A 23665-nucleotide genomic window follows, 5' to 3' on the forward strand; every position below is an offset into this window, starting at 1 on the left:
ATTCGCTGGTGACCGAGTACCGGATCGACGACCTCGCACGCGTTGCGGGGACGACCACCCGGAACGTGCGCGTCTACCAGGAGAGCGGCCTGCTGCCCCGCCCCCAACGTCGGGGCCGGGTCGCCATCTACACCGACAAGCATCTCAGCCAGTTGCAGGCGATCATCCGGTTGCTCAGCGAGGGGTTCACGGTCAAGCACATCCTGAAATTCCTCACCGGGCTGCAGCGCGGGGAGGGGCTGGTCGAGGTGCTCGATCTGGCGGACCTGGGCGAGCTGGTGACCGAGCCGTGGTCACACCCCGTGCCCGAGACGATGACGCGCGAACAACTGGAAGCCCAGCTCGGCCCGCTCAACGCGGCGACCCTGCGGCGGCTGACCGCCAACGGGATCATCGAGGTGAGCGGACCGACAGGTTCGGCCGCGGAGTCCGCCGACCCCGCAGCGGATGCCGATACCTACCTGGTGCGGGACCGCCGGGTCATCGACGACTTCGGGAAGCTGATCTCCCGCGGGATGCCGTTGTCGGCGATCCTGAAGACGACCGCGGCGGTGGACAAGAAGCTCGACGAGGCGGCGCAGACACTGTCCGGCGCCGGGCACAGCGAGGTGGTCCGCCAACGTGGCACCGGCTGGTATCCCGGAAACGACGCGGAACTCGCCTGGGCCGCGGATCTCATCGATGTCATGCGCCGGGTGGCACGGCGTTCGGCGCACGCCAGCCTGGACCGCGCGCTGGACGCGGCCGTGCGTGCCGAGTTGCGGCGCTACCAGCAGGGAGAGCGGAAGTCATGAGAAGGCCGGGAATCCTCAGAAGAATCAAGGTCCTCGAGGACATCGCCGAGCTGCGGCGGTCGGCACAATTAATCGCCGAGAACATCGCCGCGCTGAGTGAGAGCGCGGCGGGTATCAACCGGCACGCGGGGATGATCGCCAAGGAGATCACGACGTTGACCGAAGCGGCGGCCGGGATCGACTCGTCGGCGGAGAAGATCGCCGAGGGGGCCCATGCGATTGCCGCGACGCTGCCCCGGATCCAGCGGCTGGCCGAAGTGGTGGACCCGTTGGAGAGCACCGTGGCCCGGTTGGGCTGGGTGGTGGACCGGATTCCCGGCGGAAAGCGCAATCAGTCATGACGACCACCCCGCGCAGAGGCTTCAACGACGCCGTCACCCGGTTCTGGAGTTTCGCCGCCCCGGTGTACAACCAGCAGTGCCTGCAGCGCTGGGTGTACCAGCCCGCCCAGGATGAGGTGATCGCCCAGCTGCGGCAGCGCGGGTCCCGCCAGATCGCCGATATCGCCTGCGGAACCGGCATTCTCGCCGACCGCATCCAGCGCGAACTACAGCCCGACGAGGTGTACGGGATCGACATGTCCGACGGGATGCTCGCCCAGGCCCGCAAACGGTCCGACCGGGTGCGTTGGATGTCGGCGCCCGCCGAGGAACTGCCCTTCGAGGACGGTTTCCTGGACGCCGTGGTGACGACGTCGGCGTTTCACTTCTTCGATCAACCGGCGGCGCTGCGGGAGTTCCACCGGGTGCTGGCGCCGGGCGGCCTGGTGGCGGTGACGACCATCAGCCCACGCCAGGCGCTGCCGTTACATGCGCTCTCGGCGGCCCTGTGGAATCCCGCGCACAATCCCAGCGAGCAGGAGATGCGGGCACTGTTCCAGGCCGCCGGTTTCACGATCGCCGATCAGCACCGGGTGCGCCGGCCCATCTGGACGCCCATCTCGGACCTCATCACAGTCGGTGTGAAGCCGCCGCAGACGTAGCCACCGCGGCCAACAGCAGCGTGGCCAGCCCCAGCGCCCAGGCGTGATACCCGTGCACCACCAGCGCGGCACCGGCCAGCGCACCGAGGAACATGGCCAGAACCGGGACCAGCCTGCGGCCCGCCTTGCTGCCATGCCCCGACGCGGCATCCGCGGCGATCCCGGTGAGGGTCAGGGTGAGCACCGTGGTGGTCAGGTCGGGCACCGCCAGCGCCCGCGCCGTCGCGTTCTGCAGACCCATGCCGATACCCAGTAAGACGATGAGCGTACTCAGAATCCAGCTTCGGTAAGGCACCGGCGCGGCGATGACCACCGCCAGAGCGGCTGCAACGCAGATCAATTCGATGACCGTCGAGGTCAGCAGATGCTTTCGCCGGTCCTCGCCCAGGCGCTTGCGCAGCGACCCGCCGAACGCGGCGCCGATCAGAAAGGTGGCGACGGCGAGCAGCAGGGCCCACCACACGAAACCCGGCGCCCCCGCCAGCGCGAACCCGCTGAACACCACGTTGCCGGTCATATTGGCCACCAGGACGTGCCCGAGGGCCAGGTAGCTGAACGCGTCCACCACGCCGGTGACGACCGTCAGGAGCAGCAGCAGCCTGGGGAGCGGGGCGCTCAGACCCTCGGTCATGTCAGTTCGACCAGCACGGGCGCGTGATCGCTGGGCTGCTTGCCTTTGCGCTCCTCGCGGACGATCTCGGCATGCGTGACGCGGGCGGCGAACTCCGGCGAGCCCAGGATGAAGTCGATCCGCATGCCCTGCTTCTTCGGGAAGCGCAGCTGCGTGTAGTCCCAGTAGGTGTACACGCCGGGGCCCGGGGTGTACGGCCGCACCACGTCGGCGAACCCGGCGTCGTTGAACGCGCGGAACGCGGCCCGCTCCGGCTCGGAGACATGGGTGGCGCCTTCGAAGAACGCCGGATCCCAGACATCCTCGTCGGTGGGTGCGATGTTCCAGTCGCCCATCAGCGCCACCGGGCCCGGCCACACCGCAGAAGAAACGCGCAGCGCCTCAAGCCATTCCAGCTTGTAGGTGTAGTGCTTGTCGGCCAGCGTGCGGCCGTTGGGGATGTACAGACTCCACAACCGCACCCCGCCGCAGGTCGCCCCGATGGCCCGCGCCTCGGCCAGGCCATCCCATAGCGGCTGGCCCGGGAAGCCGATCTCGACATCGTCGAGCCCGATCCGGGAGGCGATGGCCACACCGTTCCACTGGTTCAGCCCGATATGGGCCACCTCATAACCCAACGCCGCGAAGGGCATCGACGGGAACTGCGCGTCGGTGCACTTGGTCTCCTGCATGGCCAGCACGTCGACATCGGCACGCGCGAGCCAGTCGGTGACACGGTCGACACGGGTGCGGATGGAGTTGACGTTCCAGGTGGCTACACGCATGCGAGATCCTTACGCAGGGCGGTGAAATCGGTGATGGTCTTGGTGGCGACGGAGGCCACGGGGCGGGCGTTGCGCCCGGTCGCCTCGGTCTTGGACACCATGACCACACCGTCGATATAGGGCTGGATGGTGGTGGCGTTCTGCACGGTGGCCACGATGACCAGCTGGAAACCGAACTTGCGGAACGCCTCCAGGGCCTGCGAGGCGAACTGCGGGTCGGACTTGGAGAACGCCTCGTCCAGCATCAGCTGGGCGAAAACCGGTGTGTTGTCCCCACTCTCGGGGTTGGCCAGGTTGAAGCTCAGCGCCCCGGCCAGGCAGAACGCCATCAACTTCTCCTGCTCGCCGCCGGAGTTGTCGCCGGCATTGCTGTGGGTGCGGATCAGCTCATCGCTGCGCACATCCCATTCGGCGCAGTCGAAGGTGAACCGGTTACGCACATCCAGCGCGTCGCGGGTCCAGGTGCGGTCCTCGGGTGCGGTGCTGGCCAAGCGGTTACGCAGCCGCAGAATATCGGCGTACTGGTCCAGGATGGCCTTCTTGTCACCCATGCTCACCTCGGTGACGCGACGGGAGATGGCCTTCACGATCTCGGTGAGCTCGGAGACCGCGGCCAGGCTGCGCGGGGTGGCCCGCAGTGTCAGCCGGGTGCCGCGGTTGAACTCCACCGCACTCAGTCCGCCGTTGACCCGGTCGATCTGCTCGCTGATGCGCCGGGTCTCCTGCTCGGCCACCCGGTGCAGGGTCAGGATGGCATCCGGGGCCTGCTCGGTGATCAGTCGCATCATCCGCTCATAGGCGTCCGGGAGTTCGCGTTCGTCGATGTGCCGGCACACCGCCACGTAGTCGTGCACGCGCTCGTCGAGGTCATCGGAGTCGTTGGGGATGGCATCCGGGAACGACGTGTCGAACGTGGCGATGATGCGGGACAGTTCTTCATACGAGCGCCTTCCGCTTTCGGTCAGCTGATCGCGCTCCCGGCGGATCGCGGCGAACAGCGCGTCACGATGCGGCTCGGGGTTGAGCAATTCCAGGGTGACGGGCACCTCGGCCGCGTACCGGCGCAACAGATCGGTTGCCGGCTCGGACACCGCCGCCGGGGAGAGCCGATCGGCCAGGTCCATCAGCCGGGTGCGGCGGCCGTCCAGATCGTCGCGACGGGTCTGGATCGCCCCGCGTTTGGTCATCAGTGCCTGGATATCGGCCCAGCACTCCTCGGCGCGGGCGCTCAACGCCTCGATGTCCGGGTGGTCGGCCAGCAGCAGTTCGTACTGGTCGCGCAGCCGGTCGGCGTGCACGTCCGCGGTGTCGATGTCGATCTGGCTCCACTGCGGGAACTGTTCGTAGATGGCCTTGCAGGCGCCGGCCCGGTCCCGCCACTGCTGACGCTGCGCGGCGATGTCGTCGGCGGCCTTGCGGGCCCGCGTGAAGGTCTCCTCCGCCTCGGCCAGTTCGGTGTGCAACGCCTCCAGCTTGGCGCTGATATCGCCCTGGTAGATGAACTCGGACGGTTTGAGCGGGCGCCGGTCATCCTTGATCGACAGCCGATCGGAGTCCTTGTACAGACCCGCGTCGGTGACCGCGCGGCGGAACCGGGCGAACACGTCCGGGGTGTCGACGCAGATGTGGTCACCGGCGGCGGCGATGACGTCGAGCGCCTCGGCCGCGCACGGGTGGTCCGGGTTGACCAGGAACAGCTTGCCCGCCAAGGTGTTCGGCTCGGGCTGGGTTCCGGTTGCGCTGGTGCGCACATGATGCAGGGCCAGCCGGCCACGCATATTGGTCTCGTTGACGAACCGCAGCACCTTGGCGTGGTGGCGGTCGGGTACCAGCAACCGCAGACCGACACCCCGCAGCACCTTCTCCACCGCGACGCGCCAGCGCTGCTGGTCGGGCCGCAAGTCGAAAAGCTCTGCCACATAAGGTAGCTCGCCGGGGTCGACGCCGATCGCGGTGCAGATGTGATCGCGCATCGTGACGGCGAACTCGGGGAGTGCCGAGCCCACCTGCTCGACCCGTTTGAGTTCCTTGGCGGCGTTGTCGCGCAGGATGCGGGCCGACTTCTGGGCGTACTCGGCGTCGGTCGACGCTTCGCGGCCCCACTCCAGCTTGCCGAGCATCTCGGTGGCCTGTCTGGTCAGGTCCTCCCGCAGATTCCAGAACTCGTCGGCGCTGTCCGGGATCTCGATGCCCTGAGCGGTGACGAGTTCCTCGAAGGCGGCGCGCCGGCGGGACACCTCCTCGGCCTGGGATTCGGCGGCGGCCACCTGAGCCTGCAGCGGGCCGACGTTGGCGCTGGCGCCGCTGATCTGCGCGTTGAGCGAATCACCTTCGGCTTTCGCGAGATTGAGCTGACGGGTCAGGTCGGCGTACTCGTTGTCCAGCTGGGTGATGGTGGTGTCCAGCGCGGCCACCTGGGCCGGACACTCCCGCAGCCGCACGTGGTCGGTGTAGGCCCGCACCATCGGCAGGTCCACCAGATCGATGATGCCCAGATCGCTGGACTCCGACGCATAACGCACCTGGATGGCCTCGATATCGCCGAGGATCTTGCGTTTGCGCTGCGCGACCGCCAACAGCTCGCGGGCCTCCACCAGCGGGTCGATCTGCTTGAGTGCCTCGGGCAGCCGGGCCAGGCTGTCCGGTTCGTCGAGCATGAAGTCCCGGACGAACTGCTCCAGACCGCCCACGCTTTTCAGCGATTTCGCCTTGCCGAGCAGCTGTTGGGCGGCGTCGGAGGCGCGGATGCCGATGGACGAATAGAGCTGGGCCAGATACTGGGACTCGACCTTGGTGGAGAACCTCCAGTGGTTTTTGAACACACTCGCGTCGAAACGTCCCGCCGCCCAACGGTTACAGATATCCTCGATATCCAGGTCGCCGTCGCCGAGCACATAGCGGCTGGAGGAATCCGACCGCGATTCACCGGTGAGCCATTTGAGCACCAGGCCGGTGATGGTGCGCCCGGTGTTACTGGCATAGGTGACGGCGATCGCCGACCAGGTGGTGCCGTCGCCGCGCAGGTACATCACCTGGCTGCTGCCGGCATCGCTGCGCTGGCCCCACGCCCCGCGCACATACTTGTCCACGGTGCGCCGGCCCGCGCTGGACCCGGCGGCGGTGTTATCGCCGGAGGCGTTGAAGTTGCGCCGGTTGAACGGCAGGAAGCCTAACGAGATCGCATCCAGCAGTGAGGATTTGCCGCTACCGGACGCGCCCGCGATGAGCGCCCCGCCGGGGCCGAACCCGATGCTGTGGTACCCGTCGAACACGCCCCAGTTGATGACCTGGAGCCGGGACAGATGGAACTGTTCACTCATCGGTGCTGCCTCCCTTGCGCAGCTCTTCGAACTGCTGCTGCAACTCGGTGATCACCGAGGCCGTCATGATGGCGCTGATCACCGGGCTCACGGTGTAGCTGTCCTCGTCGTCGCGCGTCTTGCGCAGGATCTCCAGCCCGGCCAGCCGGGCGACGGCGGCGTCGACGCGCGCGGTGAAGGTGACGGCGTCGCGGTCGGTGTCGTTGAGCACCCCGGAGAACAGACCATGGATCTCGTCACGGCTGATGACGAAGCTCGCGTCGCCGCCGGCACGCATCATCTGGGCCAGGTGCAGCGCCAGGATGGAGTCGTAGGTGCCCAGCGGTTCGCGACGCAGAAGTTTGACACCCCGCGCCGATTCGTACCGGGCCTGTTCGATGAACGCGATCTCGACACCCTCGGCGATCTGCAGTTGCAGGTCGAGTTCGGACAACCGCACCGCCAGGTCCGCGCGATACTCCTTGATCCAGCTGTAGATGTCGGCATCGGACTCGTTGCTGACGAAGCGGCGCGTCAGTAGGTGCTGCAGCGCCCAGCACGCCCGGTCGGGCAGCGCACTGACGTCCCCGTCGAACCGCGGCCGGCGTTGCTGCGGCTGCGTCGGGCGACCGGTGCGGTCGACCTCGGGCAAGGAGGCGAAATCAACTGGTGTATCTGTCATGACGCCACTCCAACAATCGGTTCGGTGAACATCAGCCGCGGAACCTCCATCTCACGGTCGCGGCCGTCGAGCGAATGGAACCGGATGCGTACCGGTTCGGTGTCGGTCTGGCCCGGCTGCTTGAGCGCCCACGACCACAGCACGATGACATGCCCGAGATACGCGGTGTCCAACATCGACACCGCGTCCGGCAGCGACAGCGGTGCGTCGCGCAGTGCGGTGTTGATCATCGCCGACATCGCCGGTGCGTCGACCTGGGTGGTCAGCGCGGCGAAGGTGGACAGATCGACATCGCCGTCGGCGACGGCCGCAGGCTTGGGGGCGGACAAGTCGTTGATCCGGAAACTCAGGGCGCCGATGGAACTGATGGTGTGCCGGGCCAGCGGCACATCGAGGTCCAGCCGCGAATCCGTCAGCGACACCTTCAACAACGCGCGGGCCGCCCCGATCGCCTCGTTCAACTGCCGGGCCACCCCGCGGCTCTGCTCCAGCGTGCCGAACGCGGTGAACCGCTTGACCCGCTGCGCGCAGCGCTGCTGGATGCGTTCCACCTCGTCGATCTGGTGGCCGACCAGTTCGAAGAACCCGGCCATCACCTTGCGCAGCGCCGGGTCCAGCTCGGGCAGGGCCCCGGCGACGGCGGCGATATCGCCCTCGAACGCGGTGCGCTGGTCCGGGTCGTTGATCATCCGCAGGAACGCCCGGTGCGAATCGCGGCCCGCCGACTCCCACGCCTGTTGATAGTCGGCGTACATCTGGCGCTGCCGGTCGCGGTACTCGGTGTTGGTGTCGATCGGATCGTCGAGCGCCTGGGTGGCCTGTTCGATCATGGTGCCGTACAACCCGATATCGGTGATCAGCCGTTCCATCTGCAGGGCGATCGCGCGGGCCTCGTCGTACATCGAGGTGACGTCGGGCTCGGGGCGCAAGCCGGCGTCCAGCTCGTCGAGCTCACGGTGCAGCTCGGCGATCTCGGCCTCGATGCCGGCCCGGATGCGGGCCGGGTCGTTGTCGACGCGCACCGCGACCTGTTTGAGCCGGGACGCGATGCCGTTGATCGAACCGCCGGTGGCGATGGTGTCGTTGCGGCGCATCCCGCGCACGAAATCCAGGGCCCGGCGGGCGTCCTGGGTCAGGTAGCAGACGTTGCGTTCACTCCCGGATCGGACGTCGAGCACGCGGTGCAACCAGCCCTGGCTGGCCCACGTCTTGATCAGGGCCAGGCCGGACTGCTCGATCTCGTCGAGGGTTTCGAGGTCGCGGTCCAGGCTCACCACCAGATCGGTCTCGGCCACCACCCCGTCGAGCAGATGGCGCTCCATCAGCGTCGCGTAGATCCCCAGGTTCTGGGTGGCGAGCAGCCGGACCGCACGCGAGGACTGCACATCGCGGTTGAGTTGGAGTAACTCATGCATGGGGTAGAAGGCTTTCTGCGCGCAGGTACCGCAGCGTGTGGTGCAGGCGGAAACCCATCGAGTGGTACAGCGTGGCGGCGGGGGAGTTGTCGGCGAGCACCTGCACGTAGGCGCGGGTGGCGCCGCGGGTGGCCGCCCAGCCGAGCAGTGCCGAACATACCGCGCGGGCGTGACCCCGGCGCCGGGAATCCTCGGCGACCCGCACCGCCGACAGCCCGGCCCAACGGGTGCCCCCGGGTGACGTCGTCACCGCGGCGCGGCCGACGGCGGCGCCCTCGACGGCGGCGAACGTCACCTCGCCGGCCTCCTCCCCGGTGCCGACGGCGGTCAGCACCTCGACGGGGACGGCGCGTTCGTAGATGCGGAGCCACTCGGCGTCCGGGGTGGGGCGCAAGGTGCCGTCGCCCGGGACATCCTCGGGGGTGATGTCGGGAGTGATATCGCGCACCAGGACGCGGGTCGGTTTGGTGCCCGGCGTCTTGACGGGCAGCAGACGCTCGGGCAGCGCCAGCCACGCGGGCAGACCGCGGCGGGCGTACCAGTCCACGATCGTGGGCAGCGCGTGCAGGTTCGCCTCGAACAACAGGGGCACCGCCGAATTGGCGCGGCTGGTGTGGCCCTCCCCGATCCCAGGGCCGGCTCGCAGCAACCAGCCGTCACACCAGTGTTGCTCGGTGCCGGGCCAGGCCAGCGCCGCGGCGTGCTCAAGCTCACGGATCTCCGAATTGCGCACGGTGACGTGGGAGAGTTCGCGCATCGAAACCACATCGGCGGGCGCGATGTGCACCATCTCGCCGGATTTGGTCCGCACCGAGATCAGCGGGCTCAGGGCTGCCAGCTCACCGACGACATCGGTCAGGCCGTCGGGCAGCCGGTAACGCAGCGACACCCGGTCACCGACGCTCGTCATCGAGCGGGCACTAGTGGCCGAACGGGTCGGGATCCTCGCCGGGCGTCCAGCTCAACCCCGGCACACCCCACTTGTTGGACTTGACCATGCGCTTGGCCGCGCGGGCGTGCCGGCCGATCAACCCGTCCAGATAGGTGAAACCGTCGAGGTGGCCTGTCTCGTGCTGGAGCATCCGCGCGAACAGCCCGGTGCCCTCCAGCGTGATCGCGGTGCCGTCGGCGTCCAGGCCGGTGACGCGGGCCCACTCTGCCCGGCCCCGCGGGAACGACTCGCCCGGCACCGACAGGCAACCTTCGTCGTCGTTGTCCGGGTCGGGCATGGTCTCGGGCAGCTCGGAGGTCTCCAACACGGGGTTCACCACCACGCCGCGACGGCGTGCCGTCTTGCCGCGCTCGTCGGCGCAGTCGTAGACGAAGACCCGCGCGGTCATGCCAATCTGGTTGGCGGCCAGGCCAACCCCGTTGGCAGCGTCCATCGTGTCGTACATGTCGGCGATCAGATCCGCGAGATCAGCAGGAAGCGAACCGTCGGCTCCCACGGGAACCGGGGTGGTCGGGGTGTGCAGGACGGGATCGCCCACGATACGAATAGGTACAACAGCCACGGTTGGCAAGCTTAAGTCAGCCGACTCGCGGGTAACGATCACGCCCGCAATACCGCAGCCGTGATTGAATGAGCGCCGAACAACAGTCGTGTAATTCTCAGATCTGTCGGAAGGGCCCAAGGAGCGATATGGACGGCGCTATCGCGCGGACTGAGCGATCCGGGGATGATTCCGAGCCCGCCGACGGCCTGAGCCGGCGCGAACACGACATCCTGGCCTTCGAACGCCAGTGGTGGAAGTACGCGGGGTCCAAAGAGGAAGCCATCAAGGAACTGTTCGGGTTGTCGCCGTCGCGGTACTACCAGGTGCTCAACGCACTGGTGGAGCGACCGGAAGCACTCGCCGCGGATCCGATGCTGGTCAAGCGGCTGCGCCGGGTGCGCGCCAGCCGGCAGAAAGCCAAGGCCGCGCGGCGGCTGGGCTTCGAGGTCACCTAGACCGCTAGTCTGGGCTCCGATGAATCAGCGAGACTCTTCCGGGCTGCCCCTGCGCGCCATGGTCATGGTGCTGTTGTTCCTCGGTGTGGTGTTCCTGCTGATTGCATTCCAGTACCTGGGACCGAACGACGACAGCGACAGCAGCGCCTCGACCTCGGCGACCGCGGCCACCAGCTCCACCGTCACCAAGACGTCGGCCACACCCGCGCCGGCCAAGGCCGATGTGCGGGTGTTCAACATCTCCGAGGTGGCCGGCGCCGCCGAGAACACCGCGACCAAACTGCGCGACGCGCAGTGGAACGTCACCGAGACCGGGAACCTCACGCTGGAGGGTGTCACCGCCACGACGGTGTACTTCGGGGAGGCTCCCGGTGAGAAGGAAGCCGCCGATGAGGTGGGCAAACTGCTCGCCGCGCCGGTCGAACCACGGGTGCCCGCACTTGCAGACCAACCGCCGGGCGTCATCGTGGCGGTCACCGGCTAGGCTCTCGGACATGCCGATCTCAGCCTCGCTTCGTCTGCTCGCCGCGGCCGCGGTCATCGCGCCGATCGCCAGTGCCTGCTCGCCCTATGAGCCGGTCGCCACCCAGCCCGGAACCACGCCCGCCATCTGGACCGGTTCGCCCGCCCCGTCGGCCGAAGCCGGACACGGAACACCGCAGGCGCCCGCCGCGGCCGGCGAGAAGCTGAACGCGGTCCTGAAGCTGGCCGACGGCACCGCCGTGGCCACCGCCGACTTCGAGTTCGCCGACGGCGTCGCCACCGTCACCGTCGAGACCACCGCCCCGGGCAAGTTGACGCCGGGCTTCCACGGGCTGCACATCCATTCGGTGGGCAAGTGCGAGGGCGACTTCACCAGCGCCGGCGCACATCTGCAGGTGCCCGGACATACCACGCACCCGGCCAGCGGTGACCTGAGCTCGCTGCAGGTACGCAGCGACGGCTCCGGCAAGGTGGTGACGACGACGGACGCGTTCACCGCCGAGCAGCTGCTCGCCGGGACCCAGACGGCGATCATCATCCACGAGAAGGCGGACAACTTCGCCAACATCCCCGCCGAGCGCTACCAGCAGATCAACGGCACCCCGGGTCCGGACGAGACCACCATGGCGACCGGCGATGCCGGCAAGCGGGTAGCTTGCGGTGTCATCGGCGCCCAATAGAACCCGGATCGATTTCGCCGGGTCTCCCCGGCCGACCCTCGGTGTCGAATGGGAGTTCGCTCTCATCGATCCGGTGACCCGCGATCTGGCCAACGAGGCCGCCGCGGTGATCGCCGAACTCGGCGAAACCCCGCACGTTCACAAGGAACTGCTGCGTAACACCGTCGAGGTGGTCACCGGGATCTGTGACACCGTCCCGCAGGCCATGGACGACCTGCACGAGACGCTGGTCACCGTGCAGCGCATTGTGCGCACCCGCGGCATGGAGCTGTTCTGCGCCGGCACCCACCCGTTCGCGCAGTGGGAGATGCAGGAGCTGACCGAGGGGCCGCGGTACGCCGAACTGATCAAGCGCACCCAGTGGTGGGGCCGGCAGATGCTGATCTGGGGTGTGCACGTGCACGTCGGCATCTCGTCGGCGCACAAGGTGATGCCGATCATCACCTCACTGTTGAATCAGTACCCGCACCTGCTGGCGCTGTCCGCGTCCTCGCCGTACTGGGACGGTGAGGACACCGGGTACGCGAGCAACCGGGCGATGATGTTCCAGCAGCTGCCGACCGCCGGGCTGCCGTTCCAGTTCCAGAAGTGGTCGGAATTCGAGGAGTTCGTCGCCGATCAGAAGAAGACCGGCATCATCGACCACATGAACGAGATCCGTTGGGACATCCGCCCATCGGCGCACCTGGGCACCATCGAGGTGCGGATCTTCGACGGTGTCTCCAATCTCGCCGAACTGGGCGCGCTGGTCGCGCTGACCCACAGCCTGATCGTCGACCTGGATCGTCGCCTCGACGCTGGCGAGCAGCTGCCCACCATGCCGCCGTGGCACGTGCAGGAGAACAAATGGCGCGCGGCCCGGTACGGGCTGGATGCCGAGATCATCCTGGACGCCGACAGCAATGAGCGACTGGTCACCGACGACCTCGACGACCTGCTGACTCGGCTGGAACCGGTGGCGGCCTCGCTGGGATGCGCGCCGGAGCTGGCCCGGGTCGAGTCGATCTACCGGCTGGGCGGGTCGTATCAGCGGCAGCGCCGGGTGGCCGAGGAGCATGACGGTGATCTGCGGGCCGTCGTCGACGGACTCATCGGGGAGTTGGTGTTGTGAAGGTTCTCGCGGTGGGACTGCTGGTGGTTGCGCTGGGGTTGGCGGGCTGTAGCAAGGAGATCGTGGGCACGCCGATGGCCGATCCCGCGGCGACCGCGATCCAGACCCCGCAGACCCGCGCACCCAGAACGATTCAGATCCCGATCCCGTCTTTTCCCAATCTGCCGATCCCGAGCCTGCCCAACCTTCCGGGTTCGGGTCCGTCAGGGCCGCCGCCGACCGGGCTGGCCGCCACCACCTGTGGTGACTACCAGACCATGGACAAGACCCAGCAGCGGCAAGTCATCGATGCCATCGGCAAGGACAATGAGCTGGTCCAGATGAATCCGGAACTGTGGCTCGGGCTGGCCGGCGCCATGTGTGCGTTCACCCCGAAGACCACCCTCGTCAAAGATGCGTTGGCGGGCCAGGGTTTTCGGTGACACCGACACCGATGTTCCCGCTCGAGGTGGCGATGCTGCCCGGCGAGCAGCTGCCGTTGCGGATCTTCGAACCACGCTATTCGGCAATGATCTCCGATTGCCTGGCCGGGGACCGGGAATTCGGGGTGGTCTTGATCGCGGCGGGCCGTGAGGTGGGCGGCGGCGACATGCGCAGTGACGTCGGCGCGATGGCCCGGATTGTCGAGCACACTTCGCAGGGCGGTGGCCGGTACCGGCTGCGCTGCGAACTGGGGGACCGGTTCCGGGTGACACAGTGGCTCGACGACGCCCCGTATCCACGCGCCGAGGTGCGGGCGTGGCCCGATGAGCCCGGCACTCCGGTCACCGGTTCCGATATCGCCGACGTGGAAGACGCTGTGCTGAGCGTGTTCTCGCTCGTGGCGTCGGCGCGCGACGAGGAATTGCCTTCGCGGGAAGAACTTCTCGGCAGCGCCGAGCCCGGGCAGCAGGCCGGTGAGCGGTTGTACGCGCTGGCCGCCCGCATCCCGATCGGCCAGGCCGACCGCTACGCAGTGCTGGCCGCGCCGTCGGCGTCAGCGCGGCTGTCGGTGCTGCAGGAGGCGGTCGAGACGCTGCGGGCGATGGTGGAGTTCCAGCTGTCGGAGTAGTCAGTCCGACAGTTCGCCCAGCTCATCGGCGGCCAGCTGGTCCTTCACATTCTGTTCCCGGTAGGCCAGCTGACCCACCCGGTTGGCCACCACGGGCGCGGTGATCAGAGTGAACAGCCCGGCCAGGATCACCATGCCGACATCGGCATTGCCGCGCAACCGGATCGCCGCGCCGGCCAGCACCAGCAGCAGCCCTAGCACCTGTGGCTTGGATGCCGAGTGCATGCGCGACAAGGTGTCCGGGAAGCGCACCACGCCGATGGCGGCGGTCAGCGCCAGCGCCGAGCCGCCCAGCACCAGCACGGCGGCGAGCACGTCGAGGATCATGAGCGGTTCCCCGCATCGTGTGCGGCGTCGGACGGCACGTCGTCTCGGACCCGGAACCGGGCCACGCTCACCGATCCGACGAAACTGATCAGCGCCAGTGCGGTCAGGCTGTAGGTGACCGTGGTGTCCAGGCTGAAGGCCGCCCAGGTGCCGATCGCGCACATCGACACGGCCACAAAGGTATCCAGTGCCACCAGCCGGTCCAGGGTGCTGGGGCCGGCCAGCAGCCGGAACATCGTGATCATCGCCGCGGCAGTCAGCATCACCGCGGCGACCACCCATACCCAGATCATGCGCGATCCCGCTTCGCTTCTCGCTGGACGATCATGCGCGATCCCGCTTCGCTTCTCGCTGGACGATCATGCGCGCACCCCCTGCCAATCGGCGTCGCGCTCGAACGCCGCCACCATCAACCGTTCCACTGTGGAGGTCTGGCGGTAGAACCGGTCCACGGCGCGCTGCGAGCCGACGTCGATCACGTGCACATAGATCAGCCGGCGGGTCTGGTCGATCTCCAGCACGATCGACCCCGGGATCAGGTTGATCACGTTGACCGCCAGGGCGAGCACGAGATCGGACTTGATGTTCAGATGCGCCCGCAGCACCGCGGTCGGCGGAAGTGGGCCCGGTTTGACCGCGAGCCACGCCACCTGGGTGGAGGACACCACCAGCGACCAGCTGACGTAGGCCGCCAACACCACGAACGACCACGGGCGCAGCCGCCCCTCGACCGGCACCGCGGGCAGGGGCAGCAGCACGGTGATCAGCAGGGCGATCGCCAGCCCGCTGAGGATGTTGGCCACGGACACCGTGCCCCACAACAGGATCCACACCAACGCCAGCCAGAGCAGCGTCCAGCCGCGGAGAGTCCACCTTCTCACGTCAGCACCGCCCTCACTTCAGCACCGCCGCGATGTACTGGCTGCGGTCGAGCACCTGCGCCGCCGCCCGCTCGCTGTAGGCGAAGATCGGCCCGGCCGCGACCGTGAGCACCAGGCCGACGACGATCAGCGCACCGGTCGGAATCAACATCCCCACCGGCATCCGGCCGACATCGTCACGGTCGGCGAAGTCGATATCGTCGGCATCGTCGATCAGGGCGACCGGTACCGCCGCGGCCAGGTAGCCCTCGGGGGCATCGGCGCGCGCCCGCCAGAACGCCTTGGTCCACACCCGCGCCACCGCGTACAGCGTCAGCAGGCTGGTGACCACGCTGCCGGCGACCAGCACCCAGGCCAGAACGGAACCCGCCGCTCCGCCGGCCTCCAACAGCGCCACCTTGCCGATGAAGCCGGAAAAGGGTGGGATACCGCCGAGATTGAGCGCCGGGATGACGAAGACGAAGGCCAGCACCGGGCTCGCCGCGGCCAGGCCGCCCAGTCGCTGCAGGGTCGACGCCCCGGCCTGGCGCTCGATCAGGCCAACCACCAGGAACAGCGTGGTCTGCACGACGATGTGGTGCGCCACGTAGTAGATGGCGCCGGACATCCCGAGTTGGTTGGACAGCGCGATCCCGAACACCATGTAGCCGATATGGCTGACCAGGGTGAAGGACAGCAGTCGTTTGATGTCGTTCTGGGCCAGCGCGCCGAGAATGCCGACCACCATGGTCAGCAGCGCGGCCACCAGCAGCACATTGTCCAGAGCGCCACCGGGGAAGAGCAGTGAATGCGCCCGGATGATCGCGTACACACCGACTTTGGTCAGCAGGCCGGCGAACACCGCAGTCACGGGGGCCGGCGCGGTCGGATAGGACTCGGGCAGCCACGCCGACAGCGGGAACACCGCGGCCTTGATCCCGAAGGCCACCAGCAGCACCGCGAACAACGCGGTGCGGGTACCTGCCGGCACATGCTCCAGGCGGACCGCGAGCTCGGCCATGTTCAGGGTGCCGGCCGCGGCGTACACCATGGCCAGGCCGATCAGGAACACCAGCGACGACACCATCGACACCATCACGTAGGCGATGCCGGCCCGCACCCGGTCGGCGCTGCCCCCGATGGTCAGCAGCACGAAGCTCGCCGACAGCAGCACCTCGAACCCGACGAACAGGTTGAACAGGTCGCCGGCCAGGAATGCCGTGCACACACCGGCCGACAGGATCAGGTAGGTGGGCAGGAAGATCGACACCGGCTGACGGTCGTTGCCGTCGCGGATACCCTGCCCGATGGCGTAGAAGACGACCGCCAGCAACACGATCGACGACACCACCAGCATCAGCGTCGACAACCGGTCGGCCACCAGGGTGATGCCCAGCGGACCCATCCCCGGTTGGCTCTGGCCCCAGCCGCCGACCTGCACGGCGGTGGTGCCGTCGCGGTCGACGAGGTACAGCAGCGTCGCGCACACCGCGACCACGGAGGTCAGCGACGCCAGGGCCACCAACTGCTGTAGCCGCGGGGTGCGGCCGGCGAACAGCGTCACCGCCGCGGCGATCGTGGGGATCAAGACCGGCAACGGGGTGAGGACCTGGGAGAGGGTCATCGGGACCCCTCCGCACCCGGCAGGGCGTCGAGCTCGTCGGCCGCGTCGGTGTCGCGGGACGGCACCACATCGGGGATGTCGTCGGCATCCATCTCGGTGCCCTCGGCGACCCGTGCGGTTTCGGGGTCGGTCTCGACATCTTCTGCGGTGGTCAACTGATACGACCGATAGGCCAGCGCGAGGACGAACGCCGCGATGCCCATGCTGATGACGATGGCGGTCAGGATCATGCCCTGGGCCAAGGGATCTGCGGTGGTGGTGTGCCCGTCGCTGGTGCGTCCGCGGATCGGCGGGTTACCCGCGTCGCCGCCGACGGTGAGGATGAGCAGATTGACCGCGTTGCCGATCAGCAGCAGCCCCAACAACATTCGGGTCAGGTTGCGTTCGAGCAGCAGATAGACACCGGCGCTGGTGAGTCCGCCGATCATGACAAGGGGGGCGACGTGCACGACGAGAGGATTCATGTCCGGGCCATCTCCACGTCGACGCGGGCACCCAGGCTGCGCAGGATATCGAGCACAAGGCCCACCACGATCAGGTAGACGCCCAGGTCGAAGAACAGTGCCGTCACCAGCTTGACCGGGCCCAGCACCGGGATGTCGAGATGGATCACCGCCGAGGACAGCACGGGTGCGCCGAGGAACAGGGAGGTGACCGCGGTGCCCGCCGAGAGCGCGAGGCCGGTGCCCAGAATCTTGCCGGCGTCCAGGGGCAGGGTCTCGCCGAGTTCGTAGCGGCCCCCGGCCAGATAGCGCAGCACCAGCGCCAGCCCGGCGGTCAATCCGCCGGCGAAACCGCCGCCGGGCGTGTTGTGCCCGGCGAAGAAGAAGTACGCCGACAGCACCATGATGAGCGGGAAGATGAGGCGGGTGGCCACCTCGAGGACCAGCGAGCGGTGCTTGGGATCGCGCAGATCGCTGCCGCGCAGCCAGGTGATGTCGCCGACGGCGGGGCTGTAGGCGGTGACCGGGCCGATATCGGGCTGGCCGGCCGCGCTCCCGCCGGCCTGGGGCACCCGCGGCGCGGCCCCGAAACGCCGGTGCCGGAACACCAGCGATGCCACGCCCGTCGCGGCGACCAGCAGCACCGAGATCTCGCCCATGGTGTCCCAGGCCCGGATGTCGACAAGGAGGACGTTGACGGTGTTGGCGCCGTGCCCGCGGTAGTAGGCGGCGTCGGGCAGCAGGGTGGCGATCGGCGTGGTGCGCCGGGCCGCCATCGCGAACACCGCGAGCCCGGTGACGGACGCGCCGACGGTCAACGCCAGGGCGGCGCGCGGTAGCCGGTTGCGCTTGATGTTGGAGCTGTTCGCCTCGGCGGGCAGGGTCCGTAACACGAGCACGAAGATCACCAGCACCAGCGTTTCCACCAGGAACTGCGTCAGCGCCAGGTCGGGTGCGCCGTGGAAGGCGAAGATCACGCCGCAGCCGTACCCGGTCACCCCGACCAGCAGGACGGCCGCCAGCCGATTGCGCATGACGGTCGCGCCGACGGCCGCCGCCAGCATCAGCAGACCCACCACCACCTGCAGCGGGGAATCCCACAACCGCAGTTCGGGCCGGTCCCTGGCACCGGACAGCAGGGCGCCGACGGGAAGCACGACCAGCGTGCACAGGATGACGGCCTGGGTGGCCGGGATGGAACCGCGCTGGGTCTGGCCGGTCAACCGGACGGCCACGATATCGAGTCCGCGCATCACCGCGTCGTAGATCCGGTCGGCATTGCCGAGCGGCAGGTAGGCGCCCCGGGTGCGAGGCAGCCGGTTGCGCCCGAAGAACAGCGCGGCGCCGGCGGCCAGGACCAGGGCCGACAGCAGCAGCGGCAGGCCCAGACCGTGCCACAGCGCCAGGTAGTAGTCGGACTCGCCGGGAATGGTGTCGGCGTAGTCGTCGAGTTTGTCGTCCAGCGTGCCCGGGAACAGGCCGAACACCAGGCCCGCCGCGGCCAGGATGGCGGGGGAGGCCAGGAAGCTCGGTGACGGCCGGTGCATCTCGGCGACCCGCACGCTGGGGGTGACCGCACCCTTTCCTGAACCCTTGGCTGCGAACGCGCCCCACAGGAACCGCAGGCTGTAGACGGTGGTGAACACCGACCCGATCACGATGCCGGCCAACACGAACGGCGCGGCTGAGCCCAGCGAGGCGCTGTGCATGACGGTCTCCAGGTCCGCCTCCTTGGCGACGAAACCGAAGAACGGCGGCAGTGCGGCCATGCTCGCGGTGGCACCGACGGCGATGACGAACAGCGGTGGGTACTTCCGGCCGAGCCCTGCCAGCTTGCGGATGTCGCGGGTACCGGTGGCGTGATCGATGACGCCGACCACCATGAACAGCGCGGCCTTGAACATGGCGTGCGCACACAACATGGCCAGTCCGGCCAGCATCATGTCCGGCCCGCCCGCCCCGACCATGACGGTGATGAGGCCCAGCTGGCTGACGGTGCCGAAGGCCAGAATCAGCTTGAGGTCGTACTCGCGGACCGCGCGCCAGCCGGCCATCAGCATGGTCAGCAGGCCGAGGCCGACCACCATGGGTCGCCACAGCGGGTTGTCGGCGAAACCCGGGGTCAGCCGCGCCACCAGATAGACACCCGCCTTGACCATCGCCGCGGCGTGCAGATAGGCGCTGACGGGCGTGGGCGCGGCCATGGCGCCGGGCAGCCAGAAGTGCAGGGGCACGATCGCCGATTTGGACAGCGCGCCGATGAGGATCAGCACGATGCCGATCGAGGCCGCGGTCCCGGTGGGCGGCGCCGCGATCAGCTCGGAGAGCAGATAGGTACCGGCCAGCTGGCCGAGCACGATGATGCCCACCAGCATCGCCAGACCGCCCAGGGTCGTCACCAGCAGGGCCTGGGTGGCGGCGCGGCGGCTGGTGGCGCGCTCCGCGTAGTGGCCGACCAGCAGGAAGGACAGCACGGTGGTGGTTTCCCAGAAGATGTAGAGCACCAGCATGTTGTCGCTGGCGACCAGCCCGAACATGGCGCCGGAGAAGGCGACGAGTTCGGCGGCGAAGCTGGGCAGCCGCTTCTCGGTGTGCCCGTCGTGATGCTGGAAGTACCCGGCGCAGTAGAACAGCACGAGCGCGCCGATACCCAGGACGAGGACGCTCATGATCGCGGCCAGCGAATCGAAACGCAGCGTGATGTCCATCGAGAGTTCGGGAACCCACGGGATGTCCAGGGTGGGCACCCGGTCGTCACTCGGCCAGTTCTGCGCCACCCAGATCAGCGAGCCGAGCGGGACGAGTGCCAGTGGATAGAACGCCGCTCGGCCCCACCTGGCCACCAGAAGTGGCGCCAGCGCGGTCGCGACCGCGTGGGCGAGCAGTACGGTGAGCATGGCACTCCGATCGGGTTGGGGTCGGGGTGTCCCTCTATGACTTTGTCTTGGCACGCATTCTACGTGGGTCGCGACGGCTCACCTCAGCCCGAGCCGCTACGGAGCGAAAGCCCTTGGCGAGTAACGGGGTTGTGGTGGTCCGGTCTGCGGGGCACGCCGTGGCCGGCATGAGGTGCGCGGCGATCATCCGTAAGCTCTTCGGCGTGAGCACAATTGTCTCGGTCAGCCGGACCATCGACGCCCCCGCCGACGCGATTTTCGAGCTGATCGCCGACCCCGCTCAGCAGCCGCGCTGGGATGGCAACGACAACCTCGCCGAGGCGCCCGCCGGTCAGCGGGTACATGCGGTCGGCGACGTGTTCCGTATGCGCCTCATCCAGGGTCCGGTCCGGGAGAACCACGTCGTGGAGTTCGCCGAGGGCCGGCTCATCGCCTGGCAGCCAGCTCCGGAAGGCGAGCCCGCGCCCGGGCACCTGTGGCGCTGGGAGCTCGAGCCGGTCGACGAGCGCACGACCCGCGTCACGCACACCTACGACTGGACCCGTCTGACCGACGAGACGCGGATGGCGCGGGCGCAGGCCACCACGGCCGACAAACTCATGGCGTCGATGGACCGGTTGGCCGCGCTCAGCGAGAGCTGAGCCCAGGTTGCGGGCCGGCGACCCTAACGGTTCTCGCTGAACGCCCGCAACGACGCCACCTGCTCGGGATCCAGGGACGGGCGCACATTGCCGCGGGCCTTGGCGACGTCGTCGGTGGTCACATCGGCCGCATCGATCGACCGACGCATCGCGGTCAGGGCGGCCTCGCGCAGCAGGGCCACGCAGTCGGCGGCGCTGTAACCGTCCAATTCGTCGGCCAGGCTGTCCAGGTCGACATCGGGTGCCAATGGGATCGACTTCCCGGCGGTCCGCAGGATGTCCCGGCGCGCCTGCGCATCCGGCGGTTCGACGAACACCAGCTTCTCCAGTCGGCCGGGCCGCAGCAGGGCCGGGTCGATCAGGTCCGGCCGGTTGGTGGCGCCGACCACCACCACGTCACGCAACGGGTCGATACCGTCCAACTCGGTCAGCAGGGCGGCCACCACCCGATCGGTGACACCGGAGTCGTGGCTCTGCCCGCGCCGCGGCGCCAACGCGTCGATCTCGTCGAGAAAGACCATGGACGGGGCGGAATCGCGTGCGCGGCGGAACAATTCACGAACCGCTTTTTCCGATGCGCCGACCCACTTGTCCATCAGCTCGGCACCCTTGACGGCGTGCACGGACAGCCGGCCCGAACTGGCCAGGGCGCGCACCACGAACGTCTTACCGCAGCCGGGCGGTCCGTAGAGCAACACGCCACGCGGGGGCTGCACCCCGAGGCGGGCGAAGGTGTCCGGGTGCTGCAGCGGCCACAGCACCGCCTCGGTCAGGGCTTGTTTGGTCTCGACCATGTCGCCGACATCGTCGAGGGTGACCGAACCGACGGCCACCTCTTCGGTGGCCGAACGGGACAGCGGGCGGATCACCGACAGCGCGCCGGCGAGGTCGTCCTGGCTCAGGGTGGGCGTCTGCCCGTCGGCGCTGGCCCGTGCCGCCGCGCGCAGCGCAGCTTCCCGGACCAGGGCGGCCAAGTCGGCCACGACGAAACCCGGTGTGCGTTCGGCGATCTCGTCGAGCTGCAGATCGGCGACGGGTACTCCCCGCAGCAACACCTCGAGCAGGGCCTTGCGGGTGCCGGCGTCGGGCAGCGACAGGCCCAGTTCCCGGTCGCACAGATCGGGTGCGCGCAGCCGGGTGTCGAGGTTGTCGGGCACCGCCGAGGTGGCGACGAACGCGACGCCCCTGGTGGCGATGGCATTGCGCAGCTCGGTGAGGATCAGCGTGGCCACGGGTTCCGGCGGTGCGGGCAGCAGCGCATCGATATCGGTGATGAGCAGCACCCCGCCGTCGCGAACCTTGGCGACCGCCGCGGCCACCGCGGACAGCCGGTCCTCGGCGCGCAACGCCCCGATCTCGGGGCCGTCGAGTTCGACCAGCGTGCGCTGGGCGCACACCGCCCGCACCAGCGTCGCCTTGCCGACACCGGCCGGACCGGAGACCAGCACGCCGAGATTGGCGGTGGCGCCCAGGGATTCCAGCAGCTGCGGTTCGTCGAGTGCGAGCTTGAGCCACTCGGTGAGCTTGCCCGCCTGCAGATGGGCGCCCTTGAGATCGTCGAACGGCACCGCCGAGGGTTCCGCGGCGGTGGTCCGCACCGGCCGGGACTCGGAGATCCCGTCACCCCAGGACACCATCGAGTTGGGTTGCACGCTCACCGTTCCGGCCGGGTCGACGCCGGTGACCGTGAGCAGCTCCGAAGTCCAGGTGATGCCGACCGAGGTGGTCAGTGCGGTCGTTGCATCCGAGGTGGAGGTGCCGGGACCCAGATCGCGCGGCAGCAGCGACACGGTGTCGCCGACAGACAACACCTTGCCCAGCAGGGCCATTCGCAGGGTGGCCGGGGACACCGACTGGGTGGCCAGCCGTGACCCGGTCAACGTCACCGATTTCGCGCCGTACACCGTCACCGGCGCCACCACCACCGTGGTGTTCTCGCGCAATCCGGCGTTGGACAGGGTGACATCGTCGAGCAGGGCCACCCCGGCGGGCGTGCCGGCCGGGGCCACGCCGACGACTGCTGCGGTCGTGCGCGCCCCCAGCAGCGAGACCGCATCCCATTCCCGGATGCCCAGTGCGGCGATGGCCTCCGGGTGCAGGCGCACCACACCGCGACGTGAGTCCAGGGCGGACGTGTTGAGCCGTGCGGTCAACGACAGCGTCATTGGCGGCCGGGCGGCTTGCGCAAGCCGAGGCGGGATACCGAGCGACGGTGCGGCTGGGTGCGGCGGATGGCCCGCCGGGCCGCGCGCTGCTGGCGCGGTTTGTCGTTCCAAGCCTCCGGATGTGCGGCCACCCAGCGCTTGCTGCGCACTGCGAAGGGGATGTGGATGACGTAAGCGAGGATGATCAGCATGATCACCACGTAGCCGTACAGCACCGAGGCAGCCACGCCGAGGCCCAGCAGGGCCAGCAGCGGGGCGACCATGTTGGGTGGGACGGAGAAGGTGTGTACCTTGCGCATCGGGATGGCGCTGACCACCAGCAGCGAGACGCCGATCATCCAGGCGATCACCAGGAACTCGGCGGCCGGGGTGTTCCACCATTCACCGGGGAACTGCAACTTGGCGGCGATCGGGCCGATGGCTCCGATCGCACCGGCCGGGGCCGGCATGCCCATGAAATATTCCTTCTCGTACGCCGGCAGATCGGCGTCGAGCATGGCGTTGAACCGGGCCAGCCGCAGCACGATGCACACGGAGAAGAACAGCACCACGATCCAGCCGATCCGCGAATGCGACAGCAGCGTGGCATAGACGATGAAGGCCGGTGCCACACCGAAGTTCACGGCATCGGCCAGCGAGTCGATCTCCTCACCCATCTTCGAGGTGGCGTTGAGCATCCGGGCGGTGCGACCGTCGAGGGCATCCAGGATCGCGGCGACGGCCAACAGCGCCATCGCCTCGGTGGGCCTGCCGTCCAGCGCGAACTTCACCCCGGACAACGCCAGGCAGATGGCCGCCACCGTCATGGCGCTGGGCAGGAACCGCAGACTCACCGTCGGCGATTTGATCCGGGCCTTGATCATTT

25 protein-coding genes are annotated in these 23665 nt (G+C 68.4%); 10 read left to right on the forward strand and 15 right to left on the reverse strand.

Going from position 1 to position 23665, the window contains the following annotated elements; genetic code table 11:
• The first annotated feature begins 8 nt into the window (after positions 1–8).
• The 3 genes from FHU31_RS05085 to FHU31_RS05095 are packed head-to-tail and all read left to right on the forward strand — an operon-like array spanning position 9 to position 1776.
• Positions 9–794, forward strand: coding sequence for a MerR family transcriptional regulator (locus FHU31_RS05085; RefSeq protein WP_167156451.1), 786 nt, complete (start codon positions 9–11; stop codon positions 792–794).
• The gene (locus FHU31_RS05090) at positions 791–1135 is read left to right on the forward strand and encodes a hypothetical protein (RefSeq protein ID WP_167156453.1); all 345 of its coding nucleotides are present in this window, start codon (positions 791–793) and stop codon (positions 1133–1135) included. Before FHU31_RS05085 ends, FHU31_RS05090 begins: the two co-directional genes overlap by 4 nt.
• Positions 1132–1776 carry a class I SAM-dependent methyltransferase gene (locus FHU31_RS05095; protein ID WP_167156455.1) on the forward strand — a complete coding sequence of 215 codons (645 nt, stop codon included), beginning with the start codon at positions 1132–1134 and terminating at the stop codon, positions 1774–1776. Before FHU31_RS05090 ends, FHU31_RS05095 begins: the two co-directional genes overlap by 4 nt.
• Here the strand turns inward: FHU31_RS05095 and FHU31_RS05100 are convergent.
• Genes FHU31_RS05100 through FHU31_RS05130 form a run of 7 tightly spaced genes read right to left on the reverse strand, consistent with a single transcriptional unit; the run spans position 1745 to position 10081 of the window.
• Positions 1745–2407 (reverse strand): YoaK family protein, encoded by a 663-nt coding sequence (locus FHU31_RS05100; protein ID WP_167156457.1) that lies wholly within the window; start codon positions 2405–2407, stop codon positions 1745–1747. The two genes, FHU31_RS05095 and FHU31_RS05100, sit on opposite strands and share 32 nt — an antisense overlap.
• Positions 2404–3171: an exodeoxyribonuclease III gene (locus FHU31_RS05105; protein ID WP_167156459.1), complete on the reverse strand. Its 768-nt coding sequence runs from the start codon at positions 3169–3171 to the stop codon at positions 2404–2406. Before FHU31_RS05105 ends, FHU31_RS05100 begins: the two co-directional genes overlap by 4 nt.
• Complete coding sequence (locus tag FHU31_RS05110; RefSeq protein ID WP_167156461.1) at positions 3162–6491, reverse strand: ATP-binding protein; 3330 nt, start codon at positions 6489–6491, stop codon at positions 3162–3164. Before FHU31_RS05110 ends, FHU31_RS05105 begins: the two co-directional genes overlap by 10 nt.
• A complete protein-coding gene (locus FHU31_RS05115) occupies positions 6484–7152 on the reverse strand; it encodes a DUF4194 domain-containing protein (RefSeq protein WP_090358894.1) in 669 nt (222 codons plus the stop codon). Before FHU31_RS05115 ends, FHU31_RS05110 begins: the two co-directional genes overlap by 8 nt.
• Positions 7149–8567, reverse strand: coding sequence for a DUF3375 domain-containing protein (locus tag FHU31_RS05120; RefSeq protein ID WP_167156463.1), 1419 nt, complete (start codon positions 8565–8567; stop codon positions 7149–7151). Before FHU31_RS05120 ends, FHU31_RS05115 begins: the two co-directional genes overlap by 4 nt.
• A complete protein-coding gene (locus FHU31_RS05125) occupies positions 8560–9477 on the reverse strand; it encodes an N-acetylglutamate synthase, CG3035 family (protein WP_167156465.1) in 918 nt (305 codons plus the stop codon). Before FHU31_RS05125 ends, FHU31_RS05120 begins: the two co-directional genes overlap by 8 nt.
• Positions 9478–9487: 10 nt before the next feature.
• On the reverse strand, positions 9488–10081 hold the full coding sequence (locus FHU31_RS05130; protein WP_167156466.1) for a peptide deformylase: 594 nt from the start codon (positions 10079–10081) through the stop codon (positions 9488–9490).
• Between the two features lie 128 nt (positions 10082–10209).
• On the opposite strand from FHU31_RS05130, the gene FHU31_RS05135 reads away from it, so the two are divergent.
• The 6 genes from FHU31_RS05135 to FHU31_RS05160 are packed head-to-tail and all read left to right on the forward strand — an operon-like array spanning position 10210 to position 13843.
• Positions 10210–10518 (forward strand): nucleoid-associated protein NapA, encoded by a 309-nt coding sequence (locus FHU31_RS05135; protein WP_090358903.1) that lies wholly within the window; start codon positions 10210–10212, stop codon positions 10516–10518.
• Positions 10519–10537: 19 nt separating this feature from the next.
• Positions 10538–11002 carry a LytR C-terminal domain-containing protein gene (locus tag FHU31_RS05140; protein WP_167156467.1) on the forward strand — a complete coding sequence of 155 codons (465 nt, stop codon included), beginning with the start codon at positions 10538–10540 and terminating at the stop codon, positions 11000–11002.
• A gap of 10 nt (positions 11003–11012) precedes the next feature.
• Positions 11013–11681 (forward strand): superoxide dismutase[Cu-Zn], encoded by a 669-nt coding sequence (gene sodC / locus FHU31_RS05145; protein WP_167156468.1) that lies wholly within the window; start codon positions 11013–11015, stop codon positions 11679–11681.
• Positions 11662–12792 (forward strand): glutamate--cysteine ligase, encoded by a 1131-nt coding sequence (locus FHU31_RS05150; RefSeq protein ID WP_090358908.1) that lies wholly within the window; start codon positions 11662–11664, stop codon positions 12790–12792. Before sodC ends, FHU31_RS05150 begins: the two co-directional genes overlap by 20 nt.
• Positions 12789–13214, forward strand: coding sequence for a superantigen-like protein SSL4 (locus tag FHU31_RS05155; protein WP_167156469.1), 426 nt, complete (start codon positions 12789–12791; stop codon positions 13212–13214). Before FHU31_RS05150 ends, FHU31_RS05155 begins: the two co-directional genes overlap by 4 nt.
• Positions 13215–13225: 11 nt before the next feature.
• Positions 13226–13843 (forward strand): LON peptidase substrate-binding domain-containing protein, encoded by a 618-nt coding sequence (locus tag FHU31_RS05160; protein WP_167160650.1) that lies wholly within the window; start codon positions 13226–13228, stop codon positions 13841–13843.
• On the opposite strand, the gene mnhG is transcribed toward FHU31_RS05160, so the two are convergent.
• The 6 genes from mnhG to FHU31_RS05190 all read right to left on the reverse strand — a co-directional run bounded on the left by mnhG (position 13844) and on the right by FHU31_RS05190 (position 19994).
• Entirely contained in the window at positions 13844–14170 is a 327-nt protein-coding gene (gene mnhG / locus FHU31_RS05165; RefSeq protein WP_167156470.1) for a monovalent cation/H(+) antiporter subunit G, read from the reverse strand.
• Positions 14167–14463, reverse strand: coding sequence for a monovalent cation/H+ antiporter complex subunit F (locus FHU31_RS05170; RefSeq protein WP_090358916.1), 297 nt, complete (start codon positions 14461–14463; stop codon positions 14167–14169). The genes mnhG and FHU31_RS05170 overlap by 4 nt, the downstream gene beginning before the upstream one ends.
• A gap of 66 nt (positions 14464–14529) precedes the next feature.
• Positions 14530–15051: a Na+/H+ antiporter subunit E gene (locus FHU31_RS05175; protein WP_167156471.1), complete on the reverse strand. Its 522-nt coding sequence runs from the start codon at positions 15049–15051 to the stop codon at positions 14530–14532.
• A 13-nt stretch (positions 15052–15064) separates the two neighbouring features.
• Positions 15065–16654 (reverse strand): Na+/H+ antiporter subunit D, encoded by a 1590-nt coding sequence (locus FHU31_RS05180; protein ID WP_167156472.1) that lies wholly within the window; start codon positions 16652–16654, stop codon positions 15065–15067.
• A complete protein-coding gene (locus FHU31_RS05185; RefSeq protein ID WP_090358921.1) occupies positions 16651–17118 on the reverse strand; it encodes a Na(+)/H(+) antiporter subunit C in 468 nt (155 codons plus the stop codon). The genes FHU31_RS05180 and FHU31_RS05185 overlap by 4 nt, the downstream gene beginning before the upstream one ends.
• The gene (locus tag FHU31_RS05190; RefSeq protein WP_167156473.1) at positions 17115–19994 is read right to left on the reverse strand and encodes a Na+/H+ antiporter subunit A; all 2880 of its coding nucleotides are present in this window, start codon (positions 19992–19994) and stop codon (positions 17115–17117) included. The genes FHU31_RS05185 and FHU31_RS05190 overlap by 4 nt, the downstream gene beginning before the upstream one ends.
• 167 nt (positions 19995–20161) lie before the next feature.
• On the opposite strand from FHU31_RS05190, the gene FHU31_RS05195 reads away from it, so the two are divergent.
• Positions 20162–20635 (forward strand): SRPBCC family protein, encoded by a 474-nt coding sequence (locus tag FHU31_RS05195; RefSeq protein ID WP_208410442.1) that lies wholly within the window; start codon positions 20162–20164, stop codon positions 20633–20635.
• Positions 20636–20658: 23 nt separating this feature from the next.
• Here the strand turns inward: FHU31_RS05195 and FHU31_RS05200 are convergent, their stop codons facing one another.
• Both FHU31_RS05200 and FHU31_RS05205 read right to left on the reverse strand, forming a co-directional pair.
• Positions 20659–22800, reverse strand: coding sequence for an AAA family ATPase (locus FHU31_RS05200; RefSeq protein ID WP_167156474.1), 2142 nt, complete (start codon positions 22798–22800; stop codon positions 20659–20661).
• Positions 22797–23663 (reverse strand): CDP-alcohol phosphatidyltransferase family protein, encoded by an 867-nt coding sequence (locus FHU31_RS05205; protein ID WP_167156475.1) that lies wholly within the window; start codon positions 23661–23663, stop codon positions 22797–22799. Before FHU31_RS05205 ends, FHU31_RS05200 begins: the two co-directional genes overlap by 4 nt.
• Positions 23664–23665: the final 2 nt, after the last annotated feature.

The sequence above is a fragment of the Mycolicibacterium fluoranthenivorans genome, from assembly GCF_011758805.1.
GTDB classification, from domain to species: domain Bacteria; phylum Actinomycetota; class Actinomycetes; order Mycobacteriales; family Mycobacteriaceae; genus Mycobacterium; species Mycobacterium fluoranthenivorans.